General features: G+C 27.3%; 11 protein-coding genes. 1 reads left to right on the forward strand and 10 read right to left on the reverse strand.

Annotated elements, in window-relative coordinates; translation table 11 throughout:
- Positions 1-12 precede the first annotated feature (12 nt).
- The 9 genes from NG918_RS13140 to NG918_RS13180 all read right to left on the reverse strand — a co-directional run bounded on the left by NG918_RS13140 (position 13) and on the right by NG918_RS13180 (position 10,017).
- Positions 13-378, reverse strand: coding sequence for a hypothetical protein (locus tag NG918_RS13140; protein WP_252211917.1), 366 nt, complete (start codon positions 376-378; stop codon positions 13-15).
- Between the two features lie 303 nt (positions 379-681).
- Positions 682-1,086 carry a hypothetical protein gene (locus tag NG918_RS13145; protein WP_252211915.1) on the reverse strand — a complete coding sequence of 135 codons (405 nt, stop codon included), beginning with the start codon at positions 1,084-1,086 and terminating at the stop codon, positions 682-684.
- A 14-nt stretch (positions 1,087-1,100) separates the two neighbouring features.
- On the reverse strand, positions 1,101-1,646 hold the full coding sequence (locus tag NG918_RS13150; protein WP_252211913.1) for a rubrerythrin family protein: 546 nt from the start codon (positions 1,644-1,646) through the stop codon (positions 1,101-1,103).
- A gap of 202 nt (positions 1,647-1,848) precedes the next feature.
- Positions 1,849-3,219, reverse strand: a complete 1,371-nt coding sequence (locus NG918_RS13155) for a SpoVR family protein (RefSeq protein ID WP_252211912.1) — start codon at positions 3,217-3,219, stop codon at positions 1,849-1,851.
- A gap of 4 nt (positions 3,220-3,223) precedes the next feature.
- On the reverse strand, positions 3,224-4,399 hold the full coding sequence (locus NG918_RS13160) for a YeaH/YhbH family protein (protein WP_252211910.1): 1,176 nt from the start codon (positions 4,397-4,399) through the stop codon (positions 3,224-3,226).
- 8 nt (positions 4,400-4,407) lie between these two features.
- Positions 4,408-6,330 carry a PrkA family serine protein kinase gene (locus tag NG918_RS13165; protein ID WP_252211908.1) on the reverse strand — a complete coding sequence of 641 codons (1,923 nt, stop codon included), beginning with the start codon at positions 6,328-6,330 and terminating at the stop codon, positions 4,408-4,410.
- Between the two features lie 161 nt (positions 6,331-6,491).
- Complete coding sequence (gene apgM, locus NG918_RS13170; RefSeq protein WP_252211907.1) at positions 6,492-7,745, reverse strand: 2,3-bisphosphoglycerate-independent phosphoglycerate mutase; 1,254 nt, start codon at positions 7,743-7,745, stop codon at positions 6,492-6,494.
- Between the two features lie 21 nt (positions 7,746-7,766).
- Entirely contained in the window at positions 7,767-8,528 is a 762-nt protein-coding gene (locus tag NG918_RS13175) for a hypothetical protein (RefSeq protein WP_252211905.1), read from the reverse strand.
- A gap of 13 nt (positions 8,529-8,541) precedes the next feature.
- Positions 8,542-10,017 (reverse strand): SLC13 family permease, encoded by a 1,476-nt coding sequence (locus NG918_RS13180; RefSeq protein WP_224656120.1) that lies wholly within the window; start codon positions 10,015-10,017, stop codon positions 8,542-8,544.
- 201 nt (positions 10,018-10,218) lie between these two features.
- Between NG918_RS13180 and NG918_RS13185 the strand changes: the two genes are divergently transcribed.
- Positions 10,219-11,106, forward strand: coding sequence for a LysR family transcriptional regulator (locus NG918_RS13185; protein ID WP_252211904.1), 888 nt, complete (start codon positions 10,219-10,221; stop codon positions 11,104-11,106).
- 467 nt (positions 11,107-11,573) lie between these two features.
- Here the strand turns inward: NG918_RS13185 and recQ are convergent, their stop codons facing one another.
- Positions 11,574-13,337 carry a DNA helicase RecQ gene (gene recQ, locus NG918_RS13190; protein ID WP_252226558.1) on the reverse strand — a complete coding sequence of 588 codons (1,764 nt, stop codon included), beginning with the start codon at positions 13,335-13,337 and terminating at the stop codon, positions 11,574-11,576.
- Between the last annotated feature and the right edge of the window lie 138 nt (positions 13,338-13,475).

Below are 13,475 nucleotides of genomic sequence, written 5' to 3' on the forward strand. Positions count from 1 at the left end.
CTTGTCCTAATTTTATATTTCTTCGTACTCATCTTCATCTCTATTCTTATTATCTTTAAAATCCAACTCATTATCTATTTCTGTAAGTATAATATCCTTCTCTGATTTTACTGAAATATAATCACTTTTAATTTTACAATATTTTATATATCCACTTTCACACTTATCTAATGATACTATTAACTTATCAATCAACTCCCCTAATTCACTAATCCTGTCTAGTGCTTTTTTAACTTCACTTTTTTTGGCGATATTTACATTATATAATTCAGATGCTCCCCCTATAAGTAATCTATAAGAATCAACATAAGTTTTAAGCAATTGACTTAAAACAGTTATGTCTTGACTCTGTTCATTTATCAAATTTCTATATTTCATAAAATATTGACCTCACACAATATAATATTTTCAAATTAATATATTATATTAATTTTATTTTTAGTAAGTATTTTTTATGTCCTTGTTGTATAAACTCAATCCTAAAAGACTGTACTACATCTCTTAATTAAAAGCGGAGAGATACAAATTTATCATTATAATTTAAACTTTGCAAATTTGCTAAAATAGTATATTTTTGAAATTTCACTTTGAATTTTTACTAGCTCTCCACTTTTTCTTTATAATTTCCTATATAACATTAAATTTTATCATATTTTTAAATTTAAACTTTTATCATTTTTACTATTTCATCAATTGACTCTCTGAATATTCTTCATCTATTTCTTCCCATATTTTTTTATTTTTAATGTCTTTTAATCCTTCTTCGATAGAAATGCCTTCTTTTCTTTCTACTTCTTCTATGATTTCTTTTTGTGTAATTTTACATTCATCTGAAAAATCACATTTACTTGCTATAAATTCACTAAATTCCTCATCATTTATTACTTCATCAATTCCTTTTAATCCACGTTTACTTAAAAGTACTTCTTCTTTTTCTTCTTTAATTTCCTCTTCTATTACTTCGTTTATCTCTTCTTCAATTTCTTCACTTTTATCTGTTCTTAAATTTTCTATATCCAAATTATCTATTAAATCACTTACTGATTTAACAGGGATTAAAAAATCATTTGGAAATTTAAAATACATAATCAATTATCCCCCTATTTTTTCACATCTTTTTCACAGATTTTCTCAAAGTATGCTCTAGGATATTTACATAATGGACATACATTTGGAGCTTCATTTCCTTCGTAAATATATCCGCAATTTAAGCATTTCCAATAACATGTCTCTTCACATTTAAACAATATACCTAATTTAACTTTTTCAGCTAATTCTAAATATCTTTTTTCATGTGATTCTTCAACCTCTCTAAGTTCTTTATAAAAGTCAGCTATTTCTAAAAATCCTTCATCTCTAGCAGCCTCTTCAAATTCCTTATAAATATTTTTATTTTCATTTGCCTCTCCAATTGCAGCTGATACTAAATTTTCTTCTGTTGTTTTTACATTACATAAATATCTCTTAAAAACTTCTCTTGAATGAGCGTATTCATTTTCAGCTGTTTCATCAAATACTTTAGCAATCCATCTGAATCCCTCTAACGTTGCTTTTTCTGCATATAAGTTATAAGTACTTCTAGCCCTACATTCTCCTGCAAAAGTCTTATATAAATTTTTTTCTGTTTTACTCCCCTTTAAATTCATGCTTATCTCCTAAATATTATTTAGACATTAATTAAATTTCTAATGTCATACCTTATATTAAAATATTCATTTTGTTTCTTTTTGTTACAACATCATTATGTTAACTAAACTTATAACATTTATAATATCTTTTACAAATTTTAATTAAATATAAAAGTAAAAGGATATAAGAAAAAATCTCATATCCTTTTTGGGGAATAATTCAACTAATTGTAATTTCTTTATCCATATTACAAGTTATAATAACATCCTTTTTGTCAGAGTCTTTAGTTATTAACTTTACTTTTTTACCCCATAACTCTTGAATGTATTTTAACGTTTCCTTTGCATAGCTCAATTCTAATTCCCTTCCATCAAATACATGCTCTAAAGTTAGTGTATAATCCTTAGTATTAAAATCAATAACTCTAATATAGGGAATTCCACCTATACCACAAGTATAACTTAAATTGTCTCTAATTGCTTTCCATCCATCTTCATCAGAAACTTCTTCAATAACAATATCAAATGTTCTTTTATTATACTCAAATAAATTAAGTTCTTCACACAATTCTCTAGTCAAATATCTTCTCAAGAATGAGCTATCTCTTTCAATTTCTCTTACTTCAAATATTTTTTCTTTTCCATACTTTTTATCTAAATCTTTAAATATCTTAAATCCCACATAATAAGGATTTAATCCACCTACTATAGGAGCTATAACGTCATTATGCCTCTTTAAGAATTCAAAATGTAATCCTTCGGGTAAGTTTAACTCTTTTAATATATTATAATGAGTATAACTTGCCCAGCCCTCATTCATTATCTTAGTTTCAATTTGTGGAAGAAAGTATTCTGTTTCTCTTTTTACAATTCTCAAAATTGTTCTTTCCCATTCTTGTAAATCTCCGTACTTTATTATAAAATCCACTACATCATCTTCTGGCTCTATAGGAATTTTGTCTAAATCCGGAAATTTAATCTCCTCACCTTGATTTAATATTCCTCTATTATCTAATTTACTTTCATAATCTTTAATCATATTTTCTTTTATTTCTTCATCTGATAACTTTTTAACCCCAATAACTCTTCCAATCTGATACCTTATAGCATGAGCTGCATCTAATATTCTCTCAACTTTTTTATATCCAATACTTGGATTATTAATATATCTTCTTATAATATCAGCATCTAGTTTAAACATTTCAATGGCATATTTTGCATTAGTTCCTTCTTTAAATAACCTATTATTCTTAAAAAAATCATTATGTCCATATACGTGAGCCATAGTTAATATTTGAAGTAATAATGTATTTTCTTTCATTAAATATGCTAAACAAGGATCAGAATTAATTACCATTTCATAAGGAAGTCCTGTAAGATTTAATGAATACAACATTTTATTTTTTTCATAGGCTTTGCCATAGCTCCAATGAGGATATTTGGATGGCATCCCTACATACGATTCATAACCTAGCATCTCATTAAAGTCTATAAACTCGAATTCTTGACTATAAAAATCTAAGCCATATTCTATTACTTTTTTCTCTATTTTATCATTCCATTCTTCAATCTCCCTTAAAGTGTAGCTCATTTTACTAATCCTCCTTTAATTCCTGTTTAAGCATAGTCTTTAAAGCTTCCCATAAATCCTTTTTCTCTTTAATAACTACAGAAATAAAATTCTTTTCATTAATGTCTTTATTGAATTTATAGTACATAGTTTGAGTATAAGTTGATGGTAAAAGCTCTGCATATCCAAACATATTACTAATCTTACAAATTTCCTTTACTGATTCTATTGCTTTTATATTATCTTCAGACCAATTATCACCATCACTGGCATAAACAGGATATATATTCCATTCACTTGGAGGATATTTTTCATCTATTAATTTTATAGCCTCTACTATTCCACTAGATATATACGTACCTCCCGATTCAGATTTGTGGAAAAATTCATATTCACTTACTCTTTTAGCAACAGTAGTATGGTATATAAATTCAAATGCTATATTGTTATATTTTCTTTTTAAAAATCTAGATAATACAAAGAAATATGATCTTGCTAAATATTTCTTTGTTGAATCCATAGATCCTGAAGCATCCATAATAAATATCATAACTGCATTACTTGCTTTTTTAGGTTGCATTTTAACTTTATAATATCTAAGATCTTCTTCTCTAAACGGAAATCTTTCAGTTTCATAATCTCTGCCTTCTTCTATTAGGGCCCTTTTTTTACTTTGCTTTCTAGATATCTTAGCCATAACTGTTCTTTTTTTAGCAAGTCTTGGCCTTATTCCATGTCTTTGATATCCTTTTTTCTTCCCGCAGCTATCAGTTATTATTTCTGAATACTTCTTCTCATCTAAATTAGGTAAATTCAATTCATCCGATATATATTCCATAAGTTCATCAAGGGTAATTTCAGTTTCATAAACCTCATCACCCTCTTCATTGCCTGCACCCTTATTACCTTTTCCCATTGCTTTTTTAGAACCTGACTCTATTTTATCGCCACGTTTTTCCTCACCTGTTCCAGTAGCTACCCCTTTAGAATTTTTACCATATACAAATTGATATTCTTTAATACTTTTTATTGGTATTTTAAATTTTTTATTTTTACTTTGACCGACTATACTCTCTTCAGATAAGATATCGCCTAAATTTTCTTTAATTGATTTTTCAACTAATTGCCTATGTCTTCTTTTATCTTCTATTGCTCTATCGTGATCTACTTGTTTATCAGTTCTATCTCTAAAAATTGCCATATGCTAACTTAGTCCTTCCATAGGTTGTTAGCCGCATATTTTAATATTACATCACAACAATGAAGACAATAGCCATTTCGTTTCATTTCATCTACCATAGAATTATATTTCTCTGCTTGCTCTTCATTTCTAACTTTTGATTTTGTTATAATTCTAGACAAATCTTTAACTGAAGCTATAAGTTTCTTTTCTATTGCATCTTTAAGTGGTTCATATGAAGTATAATCAATCTTTCCACCATTTCTAACAACATAGAACATATATGAAGTGACATCACTTCTGAATCCTTTAGATGATGCATCATAAACTCCTATTTGCTCTTCGATACTTCTCATAAACTCTTCATCCGGATTAAGCTCTTCTCCAGTAGATACATCCTTAATTTTACTCTTATTTACAAAAGCCTCAGCATTATCTATATAATTATTAAATAAGCTTTCTGCTTGTTCTCTAAATGAAACTATAAATGCTTTTGTAATTTCTTTTTCTAAAACTTTATTATATTCTTTTCTTATAGTATCTTGAATAAATCCTAGATACATCTTCTTTTCATCAGCTGATATATCCATTTCCTTAACTGATCTTATTAAACTTTCCATTATGCTTAAAGGATTTATACAATCGTATTCTGAATCAGCAAGAGCATTATCTATAACCTTTATAATAAATCTAGTGCTAATTCCTTTCATACCTTCATACTGTCCAGCTTCTTCTCTTAACTCCAATATGTCGATTCTCTTAGTACTTCCCTTTTCTACAATCTCTTCACCATTATAAATCTTTAACTTAGTTATTGGATCAACTTTAGCTGATTGAGATAATCTTGATAAAATTGCAAACATAGCTGCTATCTCAATAGTATGAGGTGCTACATGAGCTTTGAAATTACTTCTATTTAAAATTTTCTTATATATTTTTACTTCCTCATCTAATTCTAAGCAATAAGGAACTTCTATTTTTACTATTCTATCTAAAATAGCTTCATTGGTATGATCTGATTTAAATTTACTCCATTCTGCTTCATTTGAATGTGCTAATATTACTCCATCAAAATAAAGCATTGAGCCTTTTCCTGGTGAAGGTATTGATTTTTCTTGTGTTGCAGTAATAATAGTGTGAAGATATTCAACATCATTTTTGAAAACTTCTATAAATTCTACCATACCTCTATTTCCAACGTTAAATGCTCCGTTTAAAGAGAATATTCTTGGATCATCCTCAGAATATAAATCCATTTTAGATATATCAATAGATCCATTTAAAATAGAAGTATCTTGATTATTAGGATCTACTGGTGGTACAACACCTATTCCTTTTCTAGATCTTACTGAAAAGTCTGTTGTTTCAATTGGGAATTCTTCATATTTTCCTTTAAACTCATGACTTAATCTATATTTACATATAGGACATAAGTCTCCTTCAATTTGAACTCCTAACATCTCTTCAAATTTAGGCCTTAAATGCTTAGGTATAAGATGCAATGGTTCTTCATGCATAGGGCATCCCTCTAATGCATATATAGGATCACAATCTTCAAGTGCATTTTTTATACTTTCAACCAATGAAGATTTACCAGCTCCAACTGGACCTACAAGATATAATACTTGCCTTACTTCTTCACCTTTCATAGCTGCTGATTTAAAATAGTTACATATTTTCATGATTACTTTATCAATACCATAAAATTCATCCTTAAAAAATCCATATCTTCTTATTACATCATTGCCATATATTTTTCTTATTCTAGGATTTTCATCCCCTTTTAGTTCCTCTACTCCTTGTTTTAAAATCATATCATAAACTCTTTTATGTGATAGTTTAGCAATATCAGGATCACCCTTTACCAATTCTAAATAATCTAAAAAAGTTCCTGAAAATTTATTTTTACCATTCTTTTCTCTATCTATTTGTATAAATTCTTTAAAGTCCATATCCCCGCCTCCTTTTTATTAAAATATATTCAACAAAAAGGTAACAGTATGACAAATTTTTGTAAATTCATTAATATACTTAATAAAAACAAAGAACTGTATACTGAATTTTTTCAAAAAATATCCAGATACAGTTCTCTTAAACTTATATTATTTAATTTTTATGCTCCTCTTTTCTTAGTAAATCCCATAAAATCCATTTGTAACATGAAAATATCAGATGCAGTAATATTATTTAAACAACCATTATTAAAGTATTTTTCTCCAGTTAACTTAACCTCATCTTTTCTAACATCTTCTCCCCATATTATAGTTGGAACCCCGTCTCCAGTATGATCTCTTGCTTCACATGGAGTTGAATGATCTGCTGTAAAACTCACATAACATTTCGTTTTATCTATATTGTCTAATACATATCCAACCATCTTGTCTATCTTCTCTATAACCTCAACCTTTTTCATAGGTAAATTATCATGACCTGCAAGATCTGTTGCCTTGACATGAACCACAACCCAATCATAACCTTTATTTATATATTCTATTGCCTTTTCAGCTTTTTTATCTATTCTCGTATCAAAATTCGCAGTAAAATCATCTTCAGTATATTTTTCCATTCCTGCTAAATTTGCAATACCATAAACTGTTTTATCTCCAGCTATACATACTGCCTTAATTCCAAACTTTTCTGTTATCTTAGACATGAATTTCTTTTGTCCAACACCTCTGGTCAAAATTGTATTTGCAGGTTTTTCTCCCTGTTCAATTCTTTTTAAATTAACTGTATGATTTTTTAATATTTTATTCGCTTTAATTGTAAACTCAAGAAGATTTTTTGCTGTTTTTTCACTTTTAATATCATTTTTATCTATTGCTGTTGGAATTACTAACTTCTCACCTTCACAAGCTGTTCCTGGATCTGTACAAATTATTTCTTTTCCCAAACCCTCTCCTCTTAATACAACAGCTACTCTATGATCAGTTAGTTCCTTAACTAAAACCTTTGTCCCATCTTCTAATAACATTCCATTTAATGACTTTGCTAATAAATCTGTATCTTTTCTAATACGTCCAGCTCTTCTATCAATAACAATATCATTCTCATCTATAGTTCCAAAGTTACCTCTAAAAGCAATATCTCCATCATTAATTTCTATACCAGCACTTACAGCTTCAAGTGGTCCCCTACCTGGATAGACTTTACTGCTATCATATCCAAATATCTCAAGATGACCTACATCAGTACCTACTCTTATACCTGGTGCTATTGGATGTACATTTCCACACATTCCTTCACTCACTAATCTATCTAAGTTAGGAGTATTAGCTTTTTCAAGTGGAGTTAATCCATTTAATTCTTTATTAGGTCTGTCACCCAAACCATCTGCTATTATTAATATGCCTTGTCTTTTCCTCACTTTATTCACCTACTTATTATATTATATATTCTTCATTTTTAAACTTTTGTTCTTTAATTTTTCTTCTTTAGCCTTTGTTAATAAATCCTTATTCTTAACCATAAACAATATTGAAATTATTATAGCCATTCCCCAAACTATATAATTAAAAGTTTTATTTTTGTTATATATATTAATTGCAAGTTTCATATCAGATCCACTTTTAATTTTTCCAAATGCATATTTACCAAAAATTTTTCCGTCTTTTTCAAAAACTTCATATTCTTTTTCTGGATCAAAGTTAACTATATTTAAAAGTTCATATCCAATAGGAGCTGCTAAATTAATTGTGTAATTTTCAATATTTAAAGGAGAATTATTTTTATCTTTAAATTCAATCATATTTATATTTTTAGGAAATGTACTTCCTATTTTAGCTCCCTTTTCTACATAAGTTTTTTCTTGTATAATTTCAAGATCAAATGTAACTTCTGTATTTTTTTCTTTGAAGTTTAATGAGTTATATTCTATATCTCCATTTTTTATAAGCTCAACATTTCCATTTTGTGTTCCATTTTCTATTGTAATTTTATTTATTTTGCTATCTTTATAAGATGGAAAATATATATTTCCATTTGAATCAGTTATAGCTTTTATACTTTCTTTTATATTTGCATTTTCTCCGTCTTTAGTAATTACATCTTCTATAGATACAAGCTTTGCATCTTTATCTGCTGCAAAAACTGGCACTGATGATGAAGTCACTAAAGTTAATACTAATACTATAGTTAGTAGTTTTTTCATATAAATTTCCCTCCTAAACTATTCCTAATACTTTAAACCAAGTAAATGAAGCACCCATTAAAATTGCCCATTTTACTAATAATACAAGTAATCCATAGATTAATTCTTGTAATACAGTAAAGTATCCTGTGTTGTAGTATATAAGATTAACCTTACTACTTGGCGGTAATGTAATCGTATCCGCAATAGTTAATGCTGCTGGTAATGCCAATGCTATTGGATTATAACCTGATGTTTTTGCTATTGCTATTATTGTTGGTATAAGTATTATTGTTCTTACTGTTTTTGATGTAAATACTAAATGACTAAAACTTGAAATAAACATTATTGTTGCAAATAAAGCATAAAAACTTAAATTTTCAATTCCCAAAGAAGTAAATATACTATTAAGCACCCATGATGCAACGCCAGTATCATTTAATGCAACTCCACCTGCATATGCTCCACATGCAAATATTAATAAGTTCCATGATATCTTGGCCTCTTTCCATTTTAATATTCCTATATAAGGCATAAAGAATAATGCTGCTGATAATATTGCAACCATAACTAAACTTAATCTAAATCCTAATATTTTAAGTTGTCCTTTATCTAGTGCCCACATAATAACTGTGAAAGCAAAAATAATAAGTGCCTTCTTTTCTGTTATTGACATTTTTCCAAGGCTTTTATATTGATCGTTCAGTTTTTTCATGTCTTCTACAGTTACTTTTTTATTATGAACTTTAAATAATGACTTACCTATAAAAAATGAAGCTATTAATGTAAGTATAGTTATTGGAGCTGATGCCATAAACCATTCACCCCATGAAATTTCATGACCTGAAAGATCTCTTATAAAGCTGACTGCAAGTATTTGTGATGATGTAGCTGTTAAAATAGCGGCAGTTGATAAGTTATTTGATTGAATTCCTTGTAATGCTAATAATCTACCAAAGTTATTTTTAGGATCATCTAAATTAACATGAAAAGCTTCTATTACTAGCATTACTATAGGGAACATCATCGCAGCACGAGCAGTTGTTGATGGAACAACAAAAGCTATTAGAAAATTTGTTGCCATAAGTAATGCTAATATATTATTAGTACTCTTTCCAAATTTAGTAATAAGAAATAATGCTAATCTTTTAGCAAGTCCACTCTTTTCCATACCAGATGCTATTATGAAGGCTGCAAAAGTTAACCAAATAACTTCATACCCTAAAACCCCCATAACTTGAGTCTCGTTCCAAGCACCAGTTAATGGTAAAAGAACTATAGTAAGTAGTGCTGTTACATAATTAGGTATACTATTTGTTATCCATAATGTTAATGCAAATAAGAATACCCCCATTGCCATCTTTCCTGAATAAGAAAGTCCGTTTGGTGTTGGCATTGTAAAAATTATTGCAAATAATATAAGTGCTATTGGTAAACCAAAAAATTGCATTCTTATCTCAAAAGGACTTTTTTGTTTTTTTATCTTTACTTCTTTTTCTGAATTGCTCAAAATACATTCTCCTCTCATTTTTGTATTAGTTTCCTCGAGAATTATTCTAACAGTAAATCAAGTTACATATCCAATTACAAATACTTATTAAAAATTTTCTTTTTACTTTTACTATAAGCATTTTTTATAGTTACTTGTTTATTAGATTATTAATGTGTAGTATAATTTTACTAAAATAAACATATATTAAGGGGTATTGAAATGAATATTCAAAATATAAAAACATTTCTTATTCTCTCTGAAAATAAAAACTTTACCAAAACTTCCGAAGAGTTATTCTGTACTCAAGCTGCTGTGTCCCTTAGAATAAAAAGCTTAGAATCATATTTTAATACAAAGCTATTTTCACGAGATAATAAAGATGTAAAATTAACTGAAGCTGGAAAAGAATTTTTACCATATGCTAGAAAAATATTAGAATCAACAAATGAGGCTAAACTCAAGATTTCACTATTAAATGATTTAAAAGAACAGAAAATAAACATTTCATGTTCTAGCACACCAGGAACTTATATACTTCCTGATATAATATATAAATTTAATTTAAAACATCCATACATCTCTATATTAAACGATGTCAAATACGCTAAAGATGCAATACAAAATATAAAAGATAATGTATGCTCAATTGGTTTAATAAGCCAACCTGAATTTTTTGATGATGATTTAATTTGTGAAGTTATTGGTGAAGACCCATTGGTGTTATTAGTAGGTAATAACCATCCTTTTACCCAAAAAAAATCTATAAGTATAAATGATTTAAAAAACAGTACTTTCCTAATATCAAATCCTAAAAGTTCAATAACTAAATATCTTGAAAGTATAGGTAATTTTAAATTCAATTCTGAAAAGATTTACACAATAGGTAATATTGAAGCTATTAAACAAGGAGTTATTTCAAACATTGGAGTATCAGCTTTATCTTACTACTCAGTCAAAAATGAACTTAATTATGGACTAATTAAATCTATTCCATTTAAAGAAAACATAAAAATTAGTAGAAAACTTTATCTTATAAAAAATAAAAATTATAAAAAATGTATAGCTGATGAAGTATTTATTGATTTTTTAAGGCATTCTTTGAAATAATTATAATAAGATTTTCTTATACACAAGTATTATTTTATTAACGGTAATGTTATTTTCTGCTAACTGCTAAACTCTCTCATAAATCATTAGTGTAACCAACATAATATTCTAAATAAAAACAAGTGAAGTCTATACTAATTTAGTTTAGTTAAACTTCACTTTCCTTTAAATACATACTAATATTTATTTATTATTTTGGTCTATTTTAAGTACATGTTGATATTGTAGTATAAGGGTGTAGTGGCGTTGGAATTTGCTTTTTAGAACTCTTAAGTGAGAATCTAAATTTTATATTTAGCTTTTCGAACTTACTCAGCGAAGTCGAGTTTCCTTTTAATATTTACAATTAATTGCTTGTCACAATGTTTCATTGGGAACATGCATTAATTAGACTAATATACATTTTTAGAGTTCTTAAAGTAAATTCCTCTGTCCACGAGCTTTATTCTACAATATCAACACCTTGCTTAAAACAGAGCGATTATTTTTAATATTTCTTCCCCATAATCATTTATTTTCTTTTCACCAATCCCTCTAATATCTAGTAGTTTTTCTACATTATCAGGTTTATTATTACATATATCAATTAAAGTTGTATCTGAAAAAATTATGTATGGTTTTTTATTTTCTTTAAACGCTTTTTCTTTTCTCCATTTTTTCAATGCCTCAAATAATTCTATATTTAAAATACTTTCTTCTTTATCTAAAATTTTAAATATAACTTTTTCTTTGTTTTTTAAGACTTTATATGAACGTTGATTAAGTTTTAACATTGAATATGTTCCTTCTTTTAAATCTACATATCCTTGCTTTAATAAGCTATTAATCAAATCTTTAATTAATGAACTACCATATTCTCTCATTATTCCATAAGTTGTTACTTTATCCAAATTATTTTGTATTATTTTAGGACCTTTAAACCCTTTTAATATATCTATAAGTACTGATATTCCATATTTTTCTCTTGTTCTAAAAACAGTTGATAAAACCATTTGACTTTCCTTTGTAAAATCTTTTAGCTCATCATCATTTAAGCAATTACTGCAATTATTGCAGTAATTTAGTTTTCCATAATTTCCAAAATAATTTAATATATATTTTCTATAACATTCTTTTAAATTACAATAATCAATCATATATTGTAATTTTCTAAGATGAACTTCTCGTGTTTTAAAAGATGAACTCTTATTTATTATATATTCGACTCTTCTTATATCACTTTCATAATAGAAAAGATAACAATCGCATTTTTCTCCATCTCTTCCCCCTCTTCCTATTTCCTGATAATAACATTCTATATTTTGAGGGATAGTAAAATGTACTATAAATCTTATATTTGACTTATCAATGCCCATTCCAAATGCATTAGTTGCAATCATTACATTAAATTTTTCAAATAAAAAACCTTCTTGAAAACTTTCTTTTTCTTCATCTTTAAGCCCACCGTGATATTTTCCGACACTATAGCCTAAATCATTTAAATAGTAATAAAGATTATCTACTTCTTTTTGTGAAGCACAATATACTATTCCTGATTGTTCTTCATGACTCCTTATAATATCTTTTAATTCTTCTAATTTATCAATTTCTTTTAAAACAGTTAATTTTAAATTTTCTCTATTAATATCACCTATGTATATATATGGTTTAAATAACCCTAAAAGATTTATTACATCATCTTTTACCTCTTTTGTTGCTGTTGCTGTAAAAGCAGAAATTATTGGTTTGTTCTTTAAAAGTTTATAAAACTCTAAAATTTGCAAATAGCTTTTTCTAAAGTCATGACCCCATTGAGATACACAATGAGCTTCATCAATGGCTATTTGAGAAATATCTAAATCTTTTATCATATTTCTAAATATATTTGATTCCAATCTTTCAGGTGCAATATATATTATTTTATATTCATTTATGGAAGCTTCTAATAATATGTTTTTAATCTCCTCAATACTTTGAGTGCTATTTATGTATGCTGCTTTTATACCACTTTCAACAAGATTATCAACTTGATCTTTCATTAGAGATATTAACGGTGAAATTACAAGAGTTATACCATTAAAAATTAAGGCTGGTATTTGATAACAAATTGATTTTCCTGCACCTGTAGGCATAAGGCAAAAGGTATCTCTACAATTAAGAATACTATTTATTATTTCATATTGTCCTCTTCTTAAAGTGCTATATCCATAATACTTCTTTAATACATAAAAAACCTTTTCTCTATTATCCATAAATTCCTCCCGTTAATAATTAATTTAAAGTGTCTCTAAATAAAGTATATCTTAAAAAATCCAAATAATAATGCATATATCTTTCCTCATTATATAGTATATACCAGAGATAATAATTCTCAAACCTAAGTTAAAGTA

Origin of the sequence: Clostridium sp. ZBS2 (genome assembly GCF_023845855.1) — a bacterium.
Taxonomy (GTDB): Bacteria; Bacillota; Clostridia; order Clostridiales; family Clostridiaceae; genus Clostridium; species Clostridium aquiflavi.

What these genes read in the sequence shown, in the direction of transcription:
- NG918_RS13145 (WP_252211915.1), bottom strand. Translation starts at nt 1,086, where the DNA reads ATGTATTTTAAATTTCCAAATGATTTTTTAATCCCTGTTAAATCAGTA.
- NG918_RS13150 (WP_252211913.1), bottom strand. Translation starts at nt 1,646, where the DNA reads ATGAATTTAAAGGGGAGTAAAACAGAAAAAAATTTATATAAGACTTTT.
- NG918_RS13155 (WP_252211912.1), bottom strand. Translation starts at nt 3,219, where the DNA reads ATGAGCTACACTTTAAGGGAGATTGAAGAATGGAATGATAAAATAGAG.
- NG918_RS13160 (WP_252211910.1), bottom strand. Translation starts at nt 4,399, where the DNA reads ATGGCAATTTTTAGAGATAGAACTGATAAACAAGTAGATCACGATAGA.
- NG918_RS13175 (WP_252211905.1), bottom strand. Translation starts at nt 8,528, where the DNA reads ATGAAAAAACTACTAACTATAGTATTAGTATTAACTTTAGTGACTTCA.
- NG918_RS13185 (WP_252211904.1), top strand. Translation starts at nt 10,219, where the DNA reads ATGAATATTCAAAATATAAAAACATTTCTTATTCTCTCTGAAAATAAA.
- NG918_RS13140 (WP_252211917.1), bottom strand. Translation starts at nt 378, where the DNA reads ATGAAATATAGAAATTTGATAAATGAACAGAGTCAAGACATAACTGTT.
- NG918_RS13165 (WP_252211908.1), bottom strand. Translation starts at nt 6,330, where the DNA reads ATGGACTTTAAAGAATTTATACAAATAGATAGAGAAAAGAATGGTAAA.
- recQ (WP_252226558.1), bottom strand. Translation starts at nt 13,337, where the DNA reads ATGGATAATAGAGAAAAGGTTTTTTATGTATTAAAGAAGTATTATGGA.